The sequence below is a fragment of the Turicibacter sp. St.80E1 genome (assembly GCF_059728495.1).
The window spans coordinates 1,846,820-1,869,449 of the sequence record NZ_AP039386.1; the positions used below are offsets into that span (position 1 = coordinate 1,846,820).

Consider the following 22,630-nt stretch of genomic DNA (forward strand, 5'->3'; position numbering starts at 1 on the left):
TTATGGTGCCGGAAGCAGGACTTGAACCCGCAACCTACTGATTACAAGTCAGTTGCTCTACCAATTGAGCTATTCCGGCTATTTATGGTGGAGGATGACGGGCTCGAACCGCCGACCCTCTGCTTGTAAGGCAGATGCTCTCCCAGCTGAGCTAATCCTCCACTTTTATCTTTAATGGTGACCCGTACGGGATTCGAACCCGTGTATGCATGCGTGAAAGGCATGTGTGTTAAACCGCTTCACCAACGGGCCATTTTTTAATGGCGCCCCAACTAGGACTCGAACCTAGGACCCCTTGATTAACAGTCAAGTGCTCTAACCAACTGAGCTATTGAGGCTTTTTATTTATGGCCTAGCGACGTCCTACTCTCGCACTTGCGTACTACCCTCGGCGCTAAGGAGCTTAACTTCTGTGTTCGGTATGGGAACAGGTGTGCCCTCCTTGCCCTTATCACTAGACCTTCTGTCAGATTTCATCAATCTCACAAAACTAGATATCTTCTGCTTACTTCCTTATTAGTTAAGTCCTCGATCGATTAGTATCAGTCCGCTTCATCTGTCACCAAACTTCCACTCCTGACCTATCTACCTCGTCGTCTTCAAGGGATCTTACTTCTTTCGAATGGGAAATCTCATCTTGAGGGGGGCTTCACGCTTAGATGCTTTCAGCGTTTATCCCTTCCACACGTAGCTACCCAGCTATGCTCCTGGCAGAACAACTGGTACACCAGCGGTGTGTCCATCCCGGTCCTCTCGTACTAAGGACAGCTCCTCTCAAATTTCCTACGCCCACGACGGATAGGGACCGAACTGTCTCACGACGTTCTGAACCCAGCTCGCGTACCGCTTTAATGGGCGAACAGCCCAACCCTTGGGACCGACTACAGCCCCAGGATGCGATGAGCCGACATCGAGGTGCCAAACCTCCCCGTCGATGTGAACTCTTGGGGGAGATCAGCCTGTTATCCCCGGGGTAGCTTTTATCCGTTGAGCGACGGCCCTTCCATTCGGTACCGCCGGATCACTAAGCCCGACTTTCGTCCCTGCTCGACTTGTAGGTCTCGCAGTCAAGCTCCCTTCTGCCTTTACACTCTTCGAATGATTTCCAACCATTCTGAGGGAACCTTTGGGCGCCTCCGTTACTCTTTGGGAGGCGACCGCCCCAGTCAAACTGCCCACCTGACACTGTCCCCTGACCAGCTCATGGCCACGGGTTAGAACCCCAGTAACACAAGGGTAGTATCCCAACAGCGACTCCTCCAAGACTGGCGTCCTGGTCTCTTCGTCTCCTACCTATCCTGTACATGTGTCACCAGTGCTCAATATCAAGCTACAGTAAAGCTCCACGGGGTCTTTCCGTCCTGTCGCGGGTAACCTGCATCTTCACAGGTACTATGATTTCACCGAGTCTCTTGTTGAGACAGCGCCCAGATCGTTACGCCTTTCGTGCGGGTCGGAACTTACCCGACAAGGAATTTCGCTACCTTAGGACCGTTATAGTTACGGCCGCCGTTTACTGGGGCTTCAATTCAAAGCTTTGCTTGCGCTAACCTCTCCTCTTAACCTTCCAGCACCGGGCAGGCGTCAGCCCCTATACATCACCTTGCGGTTTAGCAGAGACCTGTGTTTTTGATAAACAGTCGCCTGGGCCTTTTCACTGCGGCTTGCTTTCACAAGCACCCCTTCTCCCGAAGTTACGGGGTCATTTTGCCGAGTTCCTTAACAAGAGTTCTCTCGCTCATCTTAGGATTCTCTCCTCGCCTACCTGTGTCGGTTATCGGTACGGGCACCTAATAAATTATCCCTAGAAGCTTTTCTTGGAAGCGTGACATCAGCTGACTTCACCCTTTCGGGCTTTCGGCATCACAGCTCAATGTTTCGCCATGCGGATTTGCCTACATGACCACCTCACTGCTTACACGTGAATCCATTCACACGCTCAACTTAGCCTTCTCCGTCACTCCTTCAGTTTATTAAGTGGTACAGGAATCTCTACCTGTTGTCCATCGGCTACGCCTTTCGGCCTCACCTTAGGTCCCGACTTACCCAGGGCGGACGAGCCTTCCCCTGGAAACCTTAGGCTTTCGATGGATAGGATTCTCACCTATCTTTCGCTACTCACACCGGCATTCTCACTTCTAACCGCTCCACAGCTCCTTCCGGTACTGCTTCTCCGCTGTTAGAACGCTCTCCTACCACTGACACTTCGTGTCAATCCGCAGCTTCGGCGGTCCGTTTAGCCCCGGTACATTTTCGGCGCAGAGTCACTCGACTAGTGAGCTATTACGCACTCTTTAAAGGATGGCTGCTTCTAAGCCAACCTCCTAGTTGTCTGTGCATCTCCACATCCTTTTCCACTTAACGGACACTTGGGGGCCTTAGCTGGCGGTCTGGGCTCTTTCCCTTTTGACCATGGACCTTATCACCCACAGTCTGACTCCCGATCATATCTATCTGGCATTCGGAGTTTGATTGAGATCAGTACCCCGAGGTGGGGCCATCACCCATTCAGTGCTCTACCTCCAGTAGACTCTTATCGAGGCTAGCCCTAAAGCTATTTCGGAGAGAACCAGCTATATCCGTGTTCGATTGGAATTTCACCCCTAGCCACAAGTCATCCAAGCACTTTTCAACGTGCCCTGGTTCGGCCCTCCAGTCAGTGTTACCTGACCTTCAGCCTGCTCATGGCTAGCTCACACGGTTTCGGGTCTACAACATCGTACTCCTCGCCCTATTCAGACTCGCTTTCGCTTCGGCTCCGTCTCTTCAACTTAACCTTGCACGATATCGTAACTCGCCGGTTCATTCTACAAAAGGCACGCCATCACCCTTTAACGGGCTCTGACTAGTTGTAGGCACACGGTTTCAGGTTCTCTTTCACTCCCCTTCCGGGGTTCTTTTCACCTTTCCCTCACGGTACTGGTTCACTATCGGTCACTAGGTAGTATTTAGCCTTACGAGATGGTCCTCGTTGCTTCCGACGGGATTTCTCGTGTCCCGCCGTACTCAGGATCCCTTCCCTGCTTCACACAATTTCACCTACGGGACTCTCACCCCCTCCGGTTGGCCTTCCCAGACCATTCGGCTATCATGTTCAGTCATTTCTGAAGGTCCTTCTACCCCGGATTACTCCGGTTTGGGCTCCTCCCTGTTCGCTCGCCGCTACTTGGGGAATCGATGTTTCTTTCTTTTCCTCCAGGTACTTAGATGTTTCAGTTCCCTGGGTCTGTCTCCTCTATGGCTATTGATTCACCATACGGTGCTAGCGTATGACCACTAGCGGGTTTCCCCATTCGGATATCCCCGGCTCTTTGCTTACTTACAGCTCCCCGAGGCGTTTCGCCGTTTGTCGCGTCCTTCTTCGACTCCTAGTGCCTAGGCATCCTCCGTGCGCCCTTTATTACTTAACTTTTCTTCTTCAGAAGATATCTAGTTTTCAAAGATCAATTCTAGGAAAATTGAAATTCTCCCAAAACTAAACAGAACGTCTCTTTCTCCATAGAAAGGAGGTGATCCATCCCCACCTTCCGGTAGGGATACCTTGTTACGACTTCACCCCAATCATCTACCCCACCTTAGGCAGCTCCCTCCTTGCGGTTAGGCCACTGACTTCGGGTGTTGTAAACTCTCGTGGTGTGACGGGCGGTGTGTACAAGACCCGGGAACGTATTCACCGCGACATTCTGATTCGCGATTACTAGCGATTCCAACTTCATGTAGGCGAGTTGCAGCCTACAATCCGAACTGAGATTGGCTTTATGAGGTTTGCTCCACGTCACCGCTTCGCTTCTCTTTGTACCAACCATTGTAGCACGTGTGTAGCCCAGGTCATAAGGGGCATGATGATTTGACGTCATCCCCACCTTCCTCCAGTTTGTCACTGGCAGTCTCGTTAGAGTCCCCATCTTACTGCTGGCAACTAACGACAGGGGTTGCGCTCGTTGCGGGACTTAACCCAACATCTCACGACACGAGCTGACGACAACCATGCACCACCTGTATCCATTGTCCCCGAAGGAAACCCTCTATCTCTAGAGGCGTCAATGGTATGTCAAGACCTGGTAAGGTTCTTCGCGTTGCTTCGAATTAAACCACATGCTCCACCGCTTGTGCGGGTCCCCGTCAATTCCTTTGAGTTTCAGTCTTGCGACCGTACTCCCCAGGCGGAGTGCTTAATGCGTTAACTTCAGCACTGAGGTTCGACCCCCAACACTTAGCACTCATCGTTTACGGCGTGGACTACCAGGGTATCTAATCCTGTTTGCTCCCCACGCTTTCGCGCCTCAGTGTCAGTTGCAGACCAGGAAGCCGCCTTCGCCACTGGTGTTCCTCCATATCTCTACGCATTTCACCGCTACACATGGAATTCCACTTCCCTCTTCTGCACTCAAGTCAACCAGTTTCCAATGACCCTCCACGGTTAAGCCGTGGGCTTTCACATCAGACTTAATTAACCACCTGCGCGCTCTTTACGCCCAATAATTCCGGATAACGCTTGCCACCTACGTATTACCGCGGCTGCTGGCACGTAGTTAGCCGTGGCTTTCTCATAAGGTACCGTCAATTGATAGTCATTTCCTCCTATCACCTTTCTTCCCTTATAACAGAATTTTACAACCCGAAGGCCTTCTTCATTCACGCGGCGTTGCTCGGTCAGGCTTTCGCCCATTGCCGAAGATTCCCTACTGCTGCCTCCCGTAGGAGTCTGGGCCGTGTCTCAGTCCCAGTGTGGCCGTTCACCCTCTCAGGTCGGCTACGCATCGTCGCCTTGGTAGGCCTTTACCCCACCAACTAGCTAATGCGCCGCAGGCTCATCCATCAGTGATGCCAGGAGCATCTTTAAACTTTCGTCCTATCCGGTATTAGCGATCGTTTCCAATCGTTGTCCCCGTCTGATGGGCAGATCACCTACGTGTTACTCACCCGTTCGCCGCTTCCCACCGAAGTGGTTCGCTCGACTTGCATGTATTAGGCACGCCGCCAGCGTTCATCCTGAGCCAGGATCAAACTCTCCATAATTGTTTGTTTCCTTAGCTTGCGAAATTTCTTTCGCTCATGATTCTTGACGTTCTGTTTAGTTTTCAAAGAACTTCTCTCGCCTTTTGGCGACTTCTTTATCTTACCACATTCGACTTTTTTTGTCAAATGTTTTTTATCTTTTTCGTAAGATTTCTTGTCTGCCTCTCTTGGCGACTTTTCTAGTTTATCATGTTCAACCGTTTCTGTCAAACACTTTTTAACTTTTTTTGTTTTCTTTTCCATCGCCCTGTTGGCGACTTCTCTATATTAGCATGATAAATATCAAAAATCAACTACATTTATCATTTTTTTATATTTTTTCTATTTTTCCTAACATTTCTCCTATATATATCAAAGATTACCCATATTTTCTAACCCTATTCTCCCAAAAAATATAAGACTATGTATTCCAAACATTGGGGGATATAAAACTGAATGCGCCCCTTAAAATAAGAGAAAATCATCCTACTTTCTGAAATGAATTGGATCTCCCCCTCCTCGCTTAAAGGTTGCATTTTCTCTCGTCTAAGAACAATCTAAGGTACTTTATTTAATATTTCCTCTATTTTATTCATCCAAAAAGCGCCCTAGTAATTAGATCTCTTTCTAATACTTAAGGCGCCCCACGATATTTTTATATTAAATTTTCAGGATTTAAGCACTCTAACTCACTTAATACGAAGCGTCCATCTTTCCTAATTAAGACATCGTCAAAGTAAATTGATCCCCCTCCGTACTCTGGTCGTTGAATTAAAACTAAATCCCAATGGATAGCTGAACGATTTCCGTTATCTGCTTCTTCATAAGCTTGCCCCGGAGTAAAATGTAAACTTCCATCAATTTTCTCATCAAATAAAATATCCCCCATCGGATGTTGGATTAAGGGATTAACCCCAATAGCAAACTCTCCAACATAACGGGCTCCCTCATCAGAATTGAAAATTTCATTCAACTGTTCGACATTATTATCTGCTGTTGCTTTAATAATTTTACCATCCTTAAATTCTAGGCAAACATTACTGAAGACCGTTCCCTGATAAGGACTCGCTGTATTATATTGAATAACACCGTTGACACTATCTTTGATAGGCGCAGTAAAGACCTCACCATCCGGAATATTACAATCTCCTGCGCACGGAATCGCTGGCATTCCCTTGATTGAAAATGTTAAATCCGTACCCGGTGCAACAAGGCGAACTTTATCCGTCTTTTCCATTAATGTTTTTAAAGACTGCATCGCTTCATTCATTTTCGAATAGTCCACGAGGCAAACATCTAACAAGAAATTTTCAAATTGCTCTAAACTCATCTTTGCCTTTTGTGCTAAAGAAAAAGTCGGATAGTTTAATAAAACCCATTCCTTTGTATTCACGATTAAATTAGAAACTGGTTTCCCAACTTTCGCTTGCATCACCTTGATTTCTGAAGGAACATCACTATACTCTGAATCATTTTCATCGGCTATAATTGTAATAAACGCATCGATGTCTTTATACTTTTCAAGATTCCACTTTACCGTTTGTTCCATTCGTTCTTCTGTATTACCGAGTGAAATTTCACGACCAATCTCATCGTCCAATAACTCAATATGAGGATAAGCCCCCAAACGATAAGTATGTTTAATTAACTCCCTCATCAATGGCTTCGTCAAGACATTCCCTTTAATTAAAACGTGTTGTCCAGCTTTCACCTTATTAGAATACTCGAGTAACATTTTTGCTAATTTTTCTAATCGTGGATCACGCATGTTCTCACTCACCTTTTTATTAATCGTTTCTTATAAATATCATACCAATATTCTGCAAATCCTGGCGCAAAGGGACCTTTTTTAGATTCAATCATCTCCTTCAATAAAAGGAGTTGTTGATTAATTATTTCTTTAACCTCTGATGAATACCCCATTTCTTCCCCATGTCTACGATATTCCTCGACATCCAAAATATCGTATTTTAAATTAGGATAAACCTTTATATCTAAGTCGTAGTCAATATACTTTATCGTCTTTTGATCGTATACAAAAGGGGAACTTAAATTGCAATAAAAGTAAACCCCATCTTTACGCAACATGCATAAAACATTAAACCAATACTCACTAAAAAAATAGCATACTGCCGGTTCTCTCGTATACCACGTTCTCCCGTCACTTTCCATGACTAATGTTTTATGATTAGCCCCAATAACCACTCCATTAGATACATCTAAAATGGTCGTCTCCTGCCAAATGCGATGAATATTAGAGTTATGTTTATAGCTATGTATCTCGACTGTTTGTCCGATTTTCGGATAATTCATCGCCATCCCCTCTTTCGTTTAGTCATACATTTCCCATTATGTATTATTTTACCACGAAAATAGCGTTTCATCACAAACTATAAGTAAGAAGTTATTTTTTTATATAAAAAGGGGACAGAAATAAATGTATAAACTTTCTCTACACATTCTCCTTGATGATGAATCATTAGACACGGAACCGACATAATCTCATATTTTTGCGCCAGCTCACCATAATAATTTAAATTAATTTGCAGGAATGGTACCTGGGGTAATAAGTTAGATACAACCTCTAACATTCTTTTCGCCACCTGACACGTTCCACATATCGGTGTGTAAGCTAAGGTAATAACGATTTGCGTTGAATTCCATATTTCCTTTAATTGATTCTCGTTAACCTCTTGCAATTTCCTGCTACTTTTTCCACTGTTCATTGTAAGTGTCTTCCTTAAAACCTAAAGTTACCTTCTCTTCGTCATATGCAAGCGGGCGTTTAACTAACATTCCATCACTTGCTAATAGATCATAACACTCATCTAAACTCATTTCCTTTAATCGGTCTTTTAAACCTAACTCCCGATACTTCATCCCACTTGTATTAAAAAACTTTTTGATTTCTAATCCTGATTTCAAATGCAATTCTTTAATCTCATCTCTAGATAAAGGTTCTTCTACAATATGGCGAACAACTGCCTCTACATCATTATCTTTTAACCACTTTATTGCTTTTTTACACGTCGTACACTTTGGATAAACTAAAACATTCATATTATTACCTCCTATGACTAACATTATATCGAAATTTTAAATAGATGTCAGTTATTTGGCAATCCTTTCAAATAAAAACGATCCGTATCGGACCGTTTTTATTTGTGTAGTTTGTAGTCGTGTTGATTAGTTTAGTCGTAGTTTTTTTATTTTGTTTGATTCATTTGTTGTTGAGCTTGTGCCACAAGACGTTTAGTGATTTCTCCACCAACCGAACCATTTTGACGTGCAGTTGCATCTGCGCCCATTTGTACACCTAATTCGTTTGCAATCTCTGCTTTCATATTATCGATTGCTGCTTTTGCACCCGGTACAACTAATTTATTTTTAGATTGATTTGCCATAGTTTCACCTCCTAACATTTTTAATATGTGATATTTCGACAAAATAATACGCCTTAAATTCATAAATCAATATAAATCCTTTCATTAAACAGATTCACCAATCTGCCATTATATTACTCATAAAAAAAGGAGAGCATTCAACTCTCCTTTAATACGTATATATTGGAATAACTATTTTGTTTGATTCATTTGTTGTTGAGCCATTGCCACTAATCGTTTAGTGATTTCTCCACCAACTGAACCATTTTGACGCGCTGTTGCATCCGCACCTAATTGTACACCTAATTCATTCGCAATCTCTGCTTTCATATTATCAATTGCAGCTTGAGCACCTGGTACAACTAATTTATTTTTAGATTGGTTTGCCATATTCGTCATCTCCAGACAGTTATTATACGTAAATTTATCTATCATGTGCATTATTTTGTTTGATCCATTTGTTGTTGAGCCATTGCCACTAATCGTTTAGTGATTTCTCCACCAACTGAACCATTTTGACGCGCTGTTGCATCCGGACCCATTTGTACACCGAATTCATTTGCAATCTCCGCTTTCATCGTATCGATTGCTGCTTGGGCACCTGGTACAACTAATTTATTTTTAGATTGGTTGTTTGCCATGTCGTTCACCTCCTGACAATCTTAATATGCGTTATTTCGACAATTTAATACATTTTTTTAATATTTTATTTTTTAAATACAAAAGAACAAATTCCCTTTTCAATACGTATTACCAAATTAATCTTTATACCAAATGATTGTTTTTTTCGACTTTATTCGTTATAATGTCAAGCGAAAGGTCGGTGAGTATTATGAAAAAGATCTTAGGTTGTATTAGAAAAGCGGATCAAGATTTTTCTTTAATTGAAGAAGGGGATAAAATTGCCGTTGGTGTTAGTGGGGGAAAAGATAGCATGGCCCTATTATATGCCCTACACCTTTATCAAAAATTTGCACCTGTTAAATTCGAATTAGTTGGCATCACTTTAAAACTTGGATTCCCCGGAATGGACTTTAACCCTGTCGTAGAATTCTGTAAAAAGCACGGAATCGAATATCACCTTGTTGATACAGAAGTCTATGAAATCCTAAAATTAAATGCTTCTTCAGACGGGAAAATTCCTTGCTCATTATGTTCAAAATTCAAAAAGGCCATCTTAATAAAAAAAGGAACCGAATTAGGATGTAATAAAATCTCAATGGCCCACCACGCCGATGACGCAGTTGAAACACTAGTCATGAATACGATGTACAACGGATTCCTATCAACATTCAAACCAAAAATGTACTTAGACCGAACCGATGTTACATTTATTCGTCCACTTGTTTATTGTTATGAAGACGATATTATTGCTGCTGCCAACCGTCATGTACCAATCGTACCAAGTACTTGTCCAATGGATAAGCACACGAGTCGTGAAGATGTTAAGCAACTATTAAAAAAATTATATGCTCAATACCCTATGGCAAAACAAAACTTATTAAATTCCTTATCAAATGGGGATCGTGTTTCACTATTTAATGATTTCAACGATAAAGAATAAGAGTCGTGGTTCCCACGACTCTTATTTTATTTTTAACTTTTTAATGCCGTCTTTCATATAAATAACGAGTTTTTGCTCTTCATAAAAAAGATATTCAACTTGCTCTAATCGATAAAACTGGTTTAGCTCTAGCTGATTCATTAACCAATCTGCATCCTTATCTAGACTCTCCAACGCCTTCAGCTTTACTTGTCCTGAAATGACTAATGGTAATGGAAAAGTTTTTGTCGGATTTTTTTTCGTATAAACCGTAAGCTTTCCATTCTTTTCGACAATTCCATACTGAACTTCCTCGGGGGCAACCACATTATCTCCCCGAAGCAGCATCATTAAATCATCAAGGTCTACCCTAATTTTTTTTAATTCATCATAATCAACGAAGCCATTTTTTATCACCATTGAAGGCTCCCCCTCAATAATATCCCGCCCACGCGGATATTTAATTTGAAACTTCGCCATTAAAATTTGTAACATAACTAGCACTAGAACTCCGCCTAATGCATCTAACCAGTACTCCTCTTCTACAATTCCGCCTGCAGCTACATTGGCGATTAATATATTAATGACAATATCAACCGTACTTAACTGATTAACTTCACGCTTACCCATAATTTTAAAACACACTAATAAAACAACGTAAAAAAGACCCGCTAATAAAATAGATAAAATAATCTTTGACATAAAAAATTCCCCCTTAAAAAGAATTTACCTTCTTTATTATGGAGGAATTTTTTTATTTATATACGTAAATTATTGAACCCCGCGGTGATAATGACCCTTCGTATAATCATCCTGATTTTTATATGACTCGAGCCATCCACGATCAAGGCTTCCTGTTTCTAGCACCTGTTGGTAGACCTTTATCGCATCTACTATCATTTCATCCGGTTCATTTGTAAACTCTAGGCGGAAATTGTGAATACCCATCTGTTGAAGTTCAGATAAAAATTCAATTAAAATCAGATGTTGCGAATTAAAAATTTCCGTAATACAATTTCCAGTTCTCAATAAAGGGAGAACCTTATTTTTACGATCTCTTAGTCCAAATGGCGTGCTCAAACACATTCGGCAAAACTCCTGTTGATTTAAAAGTTTGACCGGGCAATGTTTAGTAATCATCATAGGAATCCTTGTATATACAACCATTTCGATTGGAAGTGGCGTGTTTTTTACAAGTTGACGCATCTGTCTTTGATTGATTTCATATGAACATGTTACCTGGGAAATACCGAGCGACTTAAAAGCCTCAATACTTTGAACATTATTTGTGTTAAATGAAAAATCCGCTAAAAACGTATAATCTTTGTTTTTTAATGCCTCATACATCCCATATTCACCTAACATGATTGTCTGGATAGGTAAACTTTCAATCACATAGACTGCATATGAAATTTCTTCATCTGTCATAATCCGTGGAAGTTGAGGAATAACTGTCGCGCCATATTCATCTGCTAAATCAACGGCTCGTTTTAACGTTTTAATATCTTTATAATAAATCGTTTTAATATTTTGTGCTAACGTCACCTTCAATTGTTTAATATTTCGGACACTAACCATTAACGATGGGGTACAAGCCTGTTGATCATATGATGTGAGGATAGGCTCAACGACTGACTTTTGGCGGTCCGCATATTTTTTGACACGACGTTTTTCTAATTCTTCTAACAACTCACGTCTTATTTTATTAATGACTGAAATAGGTAACGTGATGCCTTCATCCATGGTGATATTAAGATAAGCAAAACTAAAAGGTGTACTTCCCGTTTTCCCTAATTGTTGTTTCAAACGACTTTGCGATAAAGGCGTCGTTTGAGCTTCAACAAAACATTCTTCACTTTCTACCGTTACCAAATTAGAGTCGTCATCCCAGGCCATTATTTTTAGCGGCTCCCCGTTTTTCGCACTGACCTCGCCGTAAATATTTATTTTATCAATAGATTTTTCATTTACAGCTGCCCGCTTACTTAAAGAAAAGGAAGTTGTCTTATAAACTTTCATGCCCTTCGTAACGGTAAATGGAAGTTCTAACTCCACGCCTCCTTTTTTTGCAAGAGTCACAGTCTTTCCTTTAACAAACATCTTTTGTACTTGCAGTCCTTGATCCTTTTGATTTAGACTGACAAAACGCAACCCATCGCCTACCTCAAGAGTGGATTTTAATTCAATTGTCGCGCGTTTTCCTTTGACATGGGTCACCTCTCCGATAAGAATCCCCTTATGATTAGGACGGTCCGTACTCATCAGGCTTGATCCGCGCTCACCAAAAAGATATCCTTTCGTAAACCCACGGCTAAAAATCTGATCCATATCTTCATGCATTTGCTTGGAAATTTTAATTTTGCGTGTCGCTACATACTGATCAATGGCTTCACGATATGCCTTAACAACCGTCGCGACATATTCTGGTTTCTTTAAACGCCCCTCGATTTTAAATGAGGTCACCCCTGCATCGATAAGGGCCCCAATTTCATCAATCGTTTTTAAATCTTTTGGGCTTAATAAAAAGTCTCCTACTGAAGAATCCAATGTTTCTCCTGTTGAAAGGTCTACTAATTCATACGGAAGACGGCATGTTTGGGCACATGCCCCACGATTTCCACTACGTGCTCCAATCATACTACTCATTAAACATTGTCCTGAGTAGCAAACACAAAGTGCCCCATGGACGAAAACTTCAAGGTCAATATCTACCGCCTCTTTCATCGCTTTAATTTCTTCAAGCGTGTTTTCACGTGCAACGACGACGCGATCAGCTCCGAAATGTTTCGCAAATTCGACCCCTTTAGTATTATGTAACGTCATTTGGGTACTAAAATGAAGTTCAAAATCGGGATAAAGTTGTTTCACAAGGTGTGCTACCCCAAGATCTTGAACAATAATCGCATCTACATCATTTAAATATAGAAAATGAATATATTCTTTTAACGCTTCGAGTTCTTGATCAAAAATAGTGGTATTAACTGTAACATAAACCTTAACGTTATGCAGATGACTGTATTTAATAACCTCGACTAATTCTTCATGGCTAAAGGCAGCTTCTTTTCGAGCTCCAAAAGCGGCTCCACCAACATAGATGGCATCAGCTCCATTTTTAACTGCTGCTAATAATCCTTCATGATGACCTACTGGTGCTAATAATTCAATTGTCGGCATTCGATCAGCTCCAATTTTCGTAATTTCTTTCATTGTAACATACATCTGAAAGTCGACCAATGACCAATTTTTTAGATTTTTATAAATTGGTAGTTATAATAACATAAATTTTGTAAAAATATATTAATAGGAAGTTTTTAATATTGTAATAAATACTCGCATATTATAAAATATTAGAGTTTACGCGACTAAACATGACTTAATGAGAAACTAGGTGAAGATAATGAGTAAGGAACGTGTAGAGATGCAACAGGAGGAAAAACAGCCTAAAAAGCGAAAGAAAAAGTATGGGTGTTTAAAGGGATTCTTAGTATTAATTCTCTTCCTTTTAATCATTGGTGGCGTCGTTTATGGAGCTGCCCATAAAATGTTATCGAATGTCGAGCGTGAAGAATTAACAGATTTAGACGTTTCACAGGAAATTTTAGACCTGAAAAAAGGAATGGGTGTGACGAACATCGCCTTATTCGGGGTAGACTCTCGTGAAGATGAATATAGCAATACTCGTTCAGACGCCATGATGGTCTTTTCTTTCAATAATAAAACAAACCAGGCTTATTTAACATCTGTGGTACGCGATACATTTGCCTATATCGATGAAAAACACGGATTTGAAAAAATTAACCATGCCTATGCCTACGGGGGACCATCCCTAGCTGTTTCTGCCATCAATCAAAACTTTGATTTAGATATTCAAAAATATGTAACCGTCAACTTCAATGCAGTCGAACGAATTATTAATAAATTAGGCGGTGTCGAAGTAGACGTTCAAGATTATGAACTCCAGGAATTAAACCGTGTGATTGCTGAAATGAATGTCGAAGTGAGTGGTGAAGAGGCGGCACTTATCGATGACATTGGTCTTCAAACACTTAACGGTCGTCAGGCTGTTGCCTATATGCGAATTCGTAAAGTAGGAAACGGGGATTATGAACGAATGGAGCGTCAACGACGTGTGATTGCACTTGTTGTTCAAAAAGCAGTTTCTTACAACAAAGTAAAATTAATGGGCTTAATGAAAGAATTTTTACCTTATATTCAAACTAATTTAACAACCAATGAAATTATCGCACTTGGAACTCAATTATTATTAAGCGGAGAGCGAGAAATAGAGCAGCTCCAAATTCCATCGACTGACTTAAGTTACGGCTCAATTTTATCAGACGGACTTTACTATTTAGTGCCAATGACACTAGAAAAAAACGTCGTTGAATGGCATGATAAAGTTTACGCGACTGATGAATACTCTCCAACGAGCGGACTTCTTGAAATTAATCGAAAAATTATTAATTATACTGGAATTTACTAAAATGGATCATTCGTTGAGCTGAACCTTAACCTTCTATCTCGTCATTAGAAAAGGCAATAAAATTATATCGGATAGGGCTGATTTAAATTTCTATTTAAAATCAGCCCTTTTAAATTTACTCTTTTCTTATAAGATGCTTATAAAAAAGTTTCCGAAAAAATTATAATTCTGGCTACGTTATTCTAAGAACCCAATTTTCCAGTTTCGAACCATGCAAGAGTCAAAAAAATGAAATGAATTTATCTCTTCCTATCTATTAAATAAGACCACCCAAAGATTTATTCATCAATTTTAAAAAAAGACACCATCCTAAAAGGATAGTGTCAATCTAGTACCATTTATCTTATCTTACACTTCTAATTATAAAATTTCTCCATTTGATGCGATAACTTCTTTATACCAATAATAGCTGTCTTTTTTATATCGGTTTAAACTAGCTCCCTCTTCTCCCTCTTCTCGATCAACATAAACAAATCCATAACGTTTTTGATAGCCGTTTAACCAACTTAATAAGTCAGTAAATGACCAGGTACAATAGGCGATGACCTCGCAACCCTCCGCCATAGCGACTTTAAGTTCTTCGATGTGTGCCTTTAAAAAAGCAATTCGATAAGGGTCATGTATTGATTCGTCCTCCTCTTTCTTATCGAAAGCGCCCAATCCGTTTTCAGAAATAATAATTGGTAAATTGTAGCGACTCGTAATTTCACGTAATCCATAACGTAGTCCCATAGGGTCAATTGTCCAATCCCAATCTGTAGTACTTAAATAAGGGTTAGACGGATTTTTAAATAGTCCTGGTTGGCCCGTCACTTGACCCGAACCCTTTGTCCCTGTTGTATTAAAAGTTCCATATGGAGTAACCCCGTCAAGAGGATTATATTCACACACACTTGTTTGATAATAATTAACTCCCATAAAATCAACCTTTGAAGCGGCCTCCTTTAAAATCTGTCGATCATCGTCTTCAAACTGTGGAGCAATTCCTTTTCCTTGTAAATAAGTGAATGTTGATTTGGGATATCGTCCATAGGCATACATATCCATCCACCAAAAATTCTTCATATCATCAAAATCCATTTTAGACATTGCATTCATTGGATTACAATCTAGTGAATAGCTTGGGCTATAAGCAAAGCTTGCCCCGATTTTCCCATTTGGGACCATTTTTTTAAACAATAAGACTGTCTGTGCATGGGCCATAAAAGCATGATGATTCACCTGATAAAATGTTTTTTCATCGTCAAATTTTCCTGGAGGATGCATGGCTGTTAACCATCCCAATGAGGTAAAGACATTTTGCTCATTCAAGGTAATCCAATACTTCACTTTATTTCCGAATCGATCAAATAAGATTTTGGCATAGTTAACGAAATCCTCAATAATGCGACGATTTTCAAATCCATTATATTGATCAACTAACGATTGGGGAAGATCCCAGTGAAAAATTGTAACCATAGGTTCAATGTTATATTTTAAACATTCGTCAATTAAATCTTCATAAAACTTCAAACCTATCTCGTTTACCTCTCCATTTCCCGTCGGAATCACCCGAGGCCATGAGATAGAGAAACGGTATGTTTTAAGCCCCATTTCTGCCATGAGCCTCACATCTTCCTTAAATCGGTGATAGTGATCTACCGCCACATCCCCCGTTGTTCCTTTATAGGTCTTTCCTTCAATTCTAACAAATTGATCCCAGTTAGAAAGCCCCTTTCCATCTTCTAGATACGCACCTTCCACTTGATAGGCAGCCGAAGCGCTCCCCCATAAAAAATTTTTTGGCATTTTAAAACAAGTCATTCTCATATCCCCCTCATTAAATAATAGCTAACACTTGATCATTAAATGTTACAACCTCTTTTTCCTTAGCAATGATATCCATAAATTGCTGTGTATTAGTAACAATAATCGGTGTAGTTAATTCATAGCCAGCTTCTTTAATTTTTTCTAAATCAAATTCTAAAATAACATCACCTGATTTAATTGAATCTCCTTGTTTTTTATACGGAGTAAAGTATTTTCCTTCTAGATTTACAGTATCTAAACCTACGTGAATTAATAACTCAACACCCGTTTCACTTCTTAACCCTATCGCATGATGCGTCTTGAAGAAAACGTCTATTTTTCCATCAAATGGCGCAATCACTCGGCCCTTTGTTGGGATAATCGCAATCCCATCCCCCATTACTCCACTAGAAAATGTAACATCATTCACTTGGGATAAATCAATCATATGCCCTTCTAAAGGACTCATAATGTTTACTCCCGTATTTAAAGGAAGGATAGACTCCTCGTTCGCAACTTCCTCATTATTTCCTTCAACTTGTTCCTCAAATCCAACGATATATGTAATCACAAACGTTGAAACAATCGTTACCCCTAATGTAATTAAAATATAAATCAGACTTTGAGGATTTCCCTCTTCAAGATATTGTGGGAGAGTTACAATAGCCGGTGTTGCTACTCCATAACATTTTACTTGGAAGAAACCGCCTGTTAATCCACCGATCAACCCTCCTAGGCAGGCTCCAATCATCGGTCTCTTTAGACGTAGATTTGTTCCGTATAATGCTGGCTCTGTAATTCCTGCCACTAGAGCTGAAAAGGCTGAGGAACCTGCATTTTGTTTAGTAGCAGAATTCTTAGATTTCATGGCTACAGCTAATGCAGCCGCCCCTTGAGCCATGTTTGAACAAAATTCTGCGATACAAATAAATCCTTCAAAACCTGTTGTGGCTAAAACGCCCAATTTAATTGGAGTAAAGGCATGATGCATTCCCGTCATAACAATAAATGGGAATATAGCTGCTATTAAACCAACCGCAATAAATCCTAATTTATCTTGGATGAAATAAACAAAGGCCGATAAGCCATCTCCCAAAATAGCCCCAAGTGGACCAATAACAACCATAACAATAGGTGCTATAAATAACATGACAAGCATTGGTTTTAAGAAGTTCTTTGTAATGCTTGGCGTTATTTTATCCACTAGCCGCTCAATATAAGGTAAAATTGCAACAGATAAAATAATCGGAATGACTGAATAAGCATAATTAGCATAAGTCACTGGGATTAAATTAAAGAACTTAATCGTTTCTCCTGCCTCATTTGCCCCATTTAAAAGAGCAATGAAATTAGGATGTAACAAAATCAAGGCAATACTCACTGCATAATAAGGATTAGCATCAAATCGTTTAGCCGCCGACATTCCAATTAAAACTGGCATAAAGAAGAAGGCCCCATCCCCAATCACTGATAACAATTCATACGTTTGACTTGTATTATTTAACAACCCTAACATCGGTAAAACGGTTAATAAAACTTTAATCATTGCTGCCCCAATGATAGCCGGAATAACTGGGGACATGACACTTGAGATGATATCCAAGATTTCAGAAATAATGTTTTGTTTTTTCTTCTTGATTGAACCACCTGACATGTTTTCCTTAAAATGACCTAATGTACAAATCTCCTTATACACCGATGCTACCTCATTACCAATAATAATCTGGTATTGGCCATTCTTCTTCATGAGACCGATAACTCCCTCGATTTTTTTTACTTGATCGTCATCTGCTAGATTTTCATCCTTTAAAACAAAGCGGAGCCTTGTCATACAATGAACAACCGATTCAATATTCTCCTTTCCCCCCACCTTTTCAAGAATTCCTTCTGCTAATTTTTTGCAATCCATTTTTTCTCCTCCATTCATTTAAACAAATAAAATGAAGTTTTGCCTACGTCTATAGATACATATCTATAACGTAGTTACAACCTTTTATATATAATAAGCTAGTCGACTATCTAGCATTATTACCGAATCTATATGATTGACTTCGTTCTAATTCTTTCAATGTGAATCATTAAATACAGTTGTTCCTCGAGTGATAACTCGTAATTATAGTTCTGATAGATTAATTCCTTTATTTTCACGGTGCAATGATAACTCTCCTGATACTTTTCCTTTAAAATAAAAAATAATTCGGTATCCTCATCCTCGTAAACCTTATGACTAAAAATACGCTGAGCAAAAAACTTTAAATGCGTAATAAATCGGTAATACGTACTAGATTCCTCATTAAACTCTACTTTAAAATGATATTTAATGACATTTAATACTTGCTGCATTACTTTTGTTATATTGGCAATATTTATCATATCATTATTAAGTTCGGCATTCACGATATGATACGCAATATACCCCGCTTCATCTTCCTCAAATATAACTCCCAACTCCTGTTGAATCATCGTTAAAGCCCGACGCCCAATTTCATATTCCTCAGCAAAGAGTCGTTTAATTTCCATTAATAATGGGTTTTTCACTTGAATTCCTTGATGATAACGTTCAATAGCGCCATGAATATGTTCCGTTAAACTTACATAAATAATTTCATTTAACTTTTTATTATATTCTTTCTCAAACATCGAAATAATCTTACGGGTTAATAAAATATATTCTTGTGGCAAATCCGAAACAATATTAATTAATTTATGATTAATACTTTTATCCTTACATGAAAATACTTTATAGTTTTTATTCGTAAGATTAACTTCTTGCTGCCCCTTCTTTCCAAACGCTATTCCTTTACCCATTACAATTATCTCTTCACCATTTTCATCCAGAGATATAAACGCATTATTGTTGAGTACCTTTTCAATATACATCTACTTTCCCCTCCCATTATAAAGGCATTAAAAAAAGGCAAAACCCTCCCTATAGAAGTGGGTTTTGCCTGCCTAACCAGTTACAATCCTTACGTTCATCATATCACGTAAAAATTTATTTGTAAAGCTTTACGATAGCGTTTTACAGGAAAAAAAAGTATACGTATATTTGGATTATATCCCTTATGAAAACAGGCCGTAAAGGTGCAATCAATTATATTTATAACCCTCCTTCACTTAAAATTGAATTTATCGTGTGATATATTCCTGTTCCTTTTTTATAGAGCGTTCCTTCATTTTTTTCTAAATCATTGTTGTTGCTAGTGATGATTTGATCTTGATTGATCCAAATAAAATTTTCTAACCACCAAATATTTTTTTGCTTAGTGGCGATTTTAATCGCATAATCTGGTTTTGAGCCCGGTAGCTCAACTTTCCTATTTTCTGAATGAATGAAGCCGAATATAAATTCATCCATCATTTCTTGTGAATGAATGATTTTCGGAACTTGATTTTCAGGTAAACTATTTTTTTCAATAAATAGTTCCTTTGAATGATATACACACGAAATGTTTTTTATACTCAACGCTAAACATATAAAAGCTAAAAAAGCGATAACTAAATTTTTTCATCCATGACCCCCCCCCTACTATTATTCGATATTAAGAGTTGATAAAATGACGATACCCTCTTTTTTATCTTTTTTCAAGTCATGGCCAATCACTGTGTCAAACGAAGAAAAAATTTAGCAGCGAAGATGACCTATACCTGAGAACTTCTTTCCATCAAATGAGGGACTTTTCGCTTATGCCAAAAGTCGTCACACCCCCGTAAAAAATAACGGAATCAGTCGACCAAAAATTAATGAATGTTATCAAACAAAAACTCGTAGATCGCCCCTTGGGATAGACTCTACGAGTTTTATTTTTTATAGTTAATGCGCTCAGATTAGGATTTATACGATATATTTAATCTCATAGTTAAATGGGAGATGGGCAAGCCCGAATTCAAATAACTCCTTTATTTGATCCATCGTAGCGACATCGTAACTGTTTTTACCGTAAAAGTAAGGGCCATACTTGTAAGACATTTCTTGAATATCTACTGGAAGATAGGGATCTTCAACGACTTGAAAGAGATGATTTTTAGCAACTTTCATAAAGCGATGAGCCATAATTTCAAAAGTCACTGGTTGGGAGGGATGTGCAGATTCTAAATATTCCTTTAGCCGTTTAATTAACATAAGGTAGTCCTCCTTCCAATTAGGGTAAACGAAGACAGGCGCAATAACAAACCCAACTGGATAGCCCGCCTTCATCATCTTAAAGGCGGCCATAATCCGCTCTTTCATACTTGGCGTTCCCTCCTCAAAACTAGAAATCACGGTATCCGTATTAATCGAAAAACGCACTTTCGTCCGTTCCTGATGATTTAGGCATAACAAGGAATCAACGTCTGTAAATTTAGTCGTAAAAGTAAAGAAAACATTCGGCTGCTTAGCCGTGAATTCAATCATATGGGCTAAGGCGTGCGTATACGGTTCCGTAGGAATAGGATCCGCCTCTAAAGAACCTTCAAACGTCACTGCTAACCCCTTTTGAGCGTATCTTTTTACCTTTTTCAATAAATCATTTTCATTCACGTATACCCTCACAAATGACCGGCACTGAGCTGCCCGACAATATTCACACCTTCCTACGCACCCCGATACAAAAGGAATCGCATAATCCGCAAATGGAGGGGCCGCCCTAAATTCCTGGTTTTTATACACACTAATCATGAGCACCTCATCACCAGAGGTATCCCTCCCCTTAGCAACCTTTGTTTGCCCATTCTCAATCACATCGATAGGAAGATGCCTACTTTCTAACTGTTTCTTCAGTTCCTTTGTCTGTTTATAAGACAAGGCCTCTTTTTCAATATACACATGATAAGGTTTAAACATCCGAATCCTGCTACCCGTAGCACCTTAAACTTAAAGAGCATGAGCGTGTTAAGCGGAGCAGTTCCCTCCTTTCCATTTTACTATTTTTTACGAAATTAGCCGATTTAATTCTTTGAAATAAAAAACGCTAAAGCTCCTTTAAACTCTAGCGTTTTTTACTCCAACATACAAAAAATATTTCATTTTGCTATTTCTTTACCACACTAATTAGTTTCATCGCTTGCAAACCCTTTTTCCGTCAACATCCCAGATTGTTTCAGGCGATGATAACGACGACTTAAATAAATTTGAGCGAGTGCAGCTGATGGAATCGACACAATCATTCCAAGCATGCCTAAATAATGTCCGCCAATAAGAATGGCAATCAGTACCCACACCGGATTCAGTCCAACACTATTACTCAACAATTTCGGTTGAATGACATTCGCATCGAGTTGTTGATAAATGGTCAATAAAATAAGCGTTAAGACTGCCAGTTGCCAACTTGAAAATAAAGCTAATACAAATCCTAACACCGCTCCAAGAATCGGACCGATATATGGAATAACGTTAGCAATCCCCGTCACTAATCCGACTAAAATTGCGAATGGATGATTAATAATTAATAAAATAATCGTTGAGCAAACTCCGGCTAACAAGGCCGCGATTAATTGGGCGATTAAAAATCCACCAAATACCGTATCTAAATCGACTAACAATTGCTTGCAACGTCTTAAGGTACGTGTTGAAAGTAATGCCTGTGCCCCTTTGTGAAGCGAATCAATCAACACTTCTTTATCTTTTAAAAAGTACACCGATAAAATAATCGTCGTTAGCGTACTAATCGCAAAGCCCGTCACATTCGTAATCACGCCTGTTCCAACTTGAAGGGCATGAGTTCCTAATGAACTCAAAATATTGGTCACTAAATGCGAAATTTGATCGATTTGTTGTTCTGTAATCACCGTTTGTACATACGGACCAAACTCATTCATATAGCGATTAATACTTGATTGAAGGGCTGGAAGCGACTCGAGTAATAAACGTAAATTCGTGAAGATTGGAGGAATAATGCTATTAAATAAGAAGTAAATCGCTCCAACAACGAGTAGGAATAAAATTAAAATTGAGATAACTCGTCGCGACCCCGACGATAAGTCTCGTTTAACCATCCGTTTCGTGAGCCGACTTAACGCCTGCTCAATCCATTGCATCGGACGATTTAAAATATAAGCAATCGCAAAGGCGATAATAATCGGGCGGATCAGTAAAATGAAGTTTTTTAGACTGCCCATAATCAGGTGGATATTCCGCAAGGTAAAATAAACAACGACAACGCCTACTCCAACTAAGAAATATCCTAAATACTTTTGCCAACGCTCTTTATTTCTTTTAAATTGTTGTAACATTGAAAAACCTCATTTCCTTGATTAACTCAGTACTTTCATTGTAACACCACTTCGATAAGATAGATAGTAAGAGATTAAAATAATCCCATTGAAAACGCACACCCCATTCCCTGCACTGCTTTAAAATATGCTATACTAATAAACAAGTGAAAGGAGGGGATACGATGGGAGAATTAATCATCATCCTTATTCAATTCATGGCTGTTCTTTTAATTAATGTTG

The 22,630-nt window shown here is 39.4% G+C and carries 17 protein-coding genes, 4 tRNA genes and 3 rRNA genes; 2 read left to right on the forward strand and 22 right to left on the reverse strand.

Annotated features, from left to right (window positions below; genetic code table 11):
* Window positions 1–3: 3 nt before the first annotated feature.
* The 14 genes from AC6I0I_RS08885 to AC6I0I_RS08950 all read right to left on the reverse strand — a co-directional run bounded on the left by AC6I0I_RS08885 (window position 4) and on the right by AC6I0I_RS08950 (window position 9,022).
* Window positions 4–79: transfer RNA gene (locus tag AC6I0I_RS08885), tRNA-Thr, on the reverse strand.
* A gap of 6 nt (window positions 80–85) precedes the next feature.
* Window positions 86–161 (reverse strand) — tRNA-Val (locus AC6I0I_RS08890).
* Between the two features lie 14 nt (window positions 162–175).
* Window positions 176–252 (reverse strand) — tRNA-Glu (locus tag AC6I0I_RS08895).
* Window positions 253–261: 9 nt separating this feature from the next.
* Window positions 262–338 (reverse strand) — tRNA-Asn (locus AC6I0I_RS08900).
* Between the two features lie 12 nt (window positions 339–350).
* Window positions 351–459, reverse strand: a 5S ribosomal RNA gene (gene rrf / locus AC6I0I_RS08905).
* Window positions 460–516: 57 nt separating this feature from the next.
* Window positions 517–3,410, reverse strand: a 23S ribosomal RNA gene (locus AC6I0I_RS08910).
* Window positions 3,411–3,502: 92 nt separating this feature from the next.
* Window positions 3,503–5,019 (reverse strand): 16S ribosomal RNA (locus AC6I0I_RS08915).
* The 16S, 23S and 5S rRNA genes sit together here with 4 tRNA genes alongside, the layout of an rRNA operon.
* A gap of 634 nt (window positions 5,020–5,653) precedes the next feature.
* The gene (locus tag AC6I0I_RS08920) at window positions 5,654–6,766 is read right to left on the reverse strand and encodes an aminopeptidase (protein WP_161830955.1); all 1,113 of its coding nucleotides are present in this window, start codon (window positions 6,764–6,766) and stop codon (window positions 5,654–5,656) included.
* Between the two features lie 8 nt (window positions 6,767–6,774).
* Entirely contained in the window at window positions 6,775–7,311 is a 537-nt protein-coding gene (locus tag AC6I0I_RS08925) for a DUF402 domain-containing protein (RefSeq protein ID WP_161830954.1), read from the reverse strand.
* Between the two features lie 77 nt (window positions 7,312–7,388).
* On the reverse strand, window positions 7,389–7,724 hold the full coding sequence (locus AC6I0I_RS08930; protein WP_161830953.1) for a thioredoxin family protein: 336 nt from the start codon (window positions 7,722–7,724) through the stop codon (window positions 7,389–7,391).
* A complete protein-coding gene (locus AC6I0I_RS08935) occupies window positions 7,705–8,058 on the reverse strand; it encodes an arsenate reductase family protein (RefSeq protein WP_161830952.1) in 354 nt (117 codons plus the stop codon). Before AC6I0I_RS08935 ends, AC6I0I_RS08930 begins: the two co-directional genes overlap by 20 nt.
* Window positions 8,059–8,204: 146 nt before the next feature.
* Window positions 8,205–8,402 carry an alpha/beta-type small acid-soluble spore protein gene (locus tag AC6I0I_RS08940; protein WP_161830951.1) on the reverse strand — a complete coding sequence of 66 codons (198 nt, stop codon included), beginning with the start codon at window positions 8,400–8,402 and terminating at the stop codon, window positions 8,205–8,207.
* A gap of 171 nt (window positions 8,403–8,573) precedes the next feature.
* Window positions 8,574–8,771, reverse strand: a complete 198-nt coding sequence (locus AC6I0I_RS08945) for an alpha/beta-type small acid-soluble spore protein (RefSeq protein ID WP_161830950.1) — start codon at window positions 8,769–8,771, stop codon at window positions 8,574–8,576.
* Window positions 8,772–8,821: 50 nt separating this feature from the next.
* A complete protein-coding gene (locus tag AC6I0I_RS08950) occupies window positions 8,822–9,022 on the reverse strand; it encodes an alpha/beta-type small acid-soluble spore protein (RefSeq protein ID WP_161830949.1) in 201 nt (66 codons plus the stop codon).
* Between the two features lie 191 nt (window positions 9,023–9,213).
* On the opposite strand from AC6I0I_RS08950, the gene AC6I0I_RS08955 reads away from it, so the two are divergent.
* Complete coding sequence (locus AC6I0I_RS08955; protein WP_161830948.1) at window positions 9,214–9,945, forward strand: tRNA 2-thiocytidine biosynthesis TtcA family protein; 732 nt, start codon at window positions 9,214–9,216, stop codon at window positions 9,943–9,945.
* Window positions 9,946–9,966: 21 nt separating this feature from the next.
* Here AC6I0I_RS08955 and AC6I0I_RS08960 read toward each other — a convergent pair whose 3' ends face one another.
* Entirely contained in the window at window positions 9,967–10,626 is a 660-nt protein-coding gene (locus tag AC6I0I_RS08960) for a DUF421 domain-containing protein (RefSeq protein WP_262953657.1), read from the reverse strand.
* A gap of 69 nt (window positions 10,627–10,695) precedes the next feature.
* A complete protein-coding gene (locus tag AC6I0I_RS08965) occupies window positions 10,696–13,131 on the reverse strand; it encodes a U32 family peptidase (protein WP_497993614.1) in 2,436 nt (811 codons plus the stop codon).
* A 190-nt stretch (window positions 13,132–13,321) separates the two neighbouring features.
* Between AC6I0I_RS08965 and AC6I0I_RS08970 the strand changes: the two genes are divergently transcribed.
* The gene (locus AC6I0I_RS08970; RefSeq protein WP_237658864.1) at window positions 13,322–14,407 is read left to right on the forward strand and encodes an LCP family protein; all 1,086 of its coding nucleotides are present in this window, start codon (window positions 13,322–13,324) and stop codon (window positions 14,405–14,407) included.
* A 360-nt stretch (window positions 14,408–14,767) separates the two neighbouring features.
* Here the strand turns inward: AC6I0I_RS08970 and AC6I0I_RS08975 are convergent, their stop codons facing one another.
* The 6 genes from AC6I0I_RS08975 to AC6I0I_RS09000 all read right to left on the reverse strand — a co-directional run bounded on the left by AC6I0I_RS08975 (window position 14,768) and on the right by AC6I0I_RS09000 (window position 22,408).
* Window positions 14,768–16,210, reverse strand: a complete 1,443-nt coding sequence (locus AC6I0I_RS08975) for a glycoside hydrolase family 1 protein (protein ID WP_161830946.1) — start codon at window positions 16,208–16,210, stop codon at window positions 14,768–14,770.
* A gap of 16 nt (window positions 16,211–16,226) precedes the next feature.
* A complete protein-coding gene (locus AC6I0I_RS08980; RefSeq protein ID WP_262953659.1) occupies window positions 16,227–18,104 on the reverse strand; it encodes a beta-glucoside-specific PTS transporter subunit IIABC in 1,878 nt (625 codons plus the stop codon).
* A 128-nt stretch (window positions 18,105–18,232) separates the two neighbouring features.
* Window positions 18,233–19,075, reverse strand: a complete 843-nt coding sequence (gene licT / locus AC6I0I_RS08985) for a BglG family transcription antiterminator LicT (RefSeq protein ID WP_161830944.1) — start codon at window positions 19,073–19,075, stop codon at window positions 18,233–18,235.
* Between the two features lie 220 nt (window positions 19,076–19,295).
* Window positions 19,296–19,661 carry a hypothetical protein gene (locus AC6I0I_RS08990; protein ID WP_262953660.1) on the reverse strand — a complete coding sequence of 122 codons (366 nt, stop codon included), beginning with the start codon at window positions 19,659–19,661 and terminating at the stop codon, window positions 19,296–19,298.
* Between the two features lie 369 nt (window positions 19,662–20,030).
* Window positions 20,031–21,020, reverse strand: coding sequence for an SPL family radical SAM protein (locus tag AC6I0I_RS08995; RefSeq protein WP_161830942.1), 990 nt, complete (start codon window positions 21,018–21,020; stop codon window positions 20,031–20,033).
* Window positions 21,021–21,223: 203 nt separating this feature from the next.
* Window positions 21,224–22,408: an AI-2E family transporter gene (locus AC6I0I_RS09000; RefSeq protein ID WP_262950350.1), complete on the reverse strand. Its 1,185-nt coding sequence runs from the start codon at window positions 22,406–22,408 to the stop codon at window positions 21,224–21,226.
* Window positions 22,409–22,630: the final 222 nt, after the last annotated feature.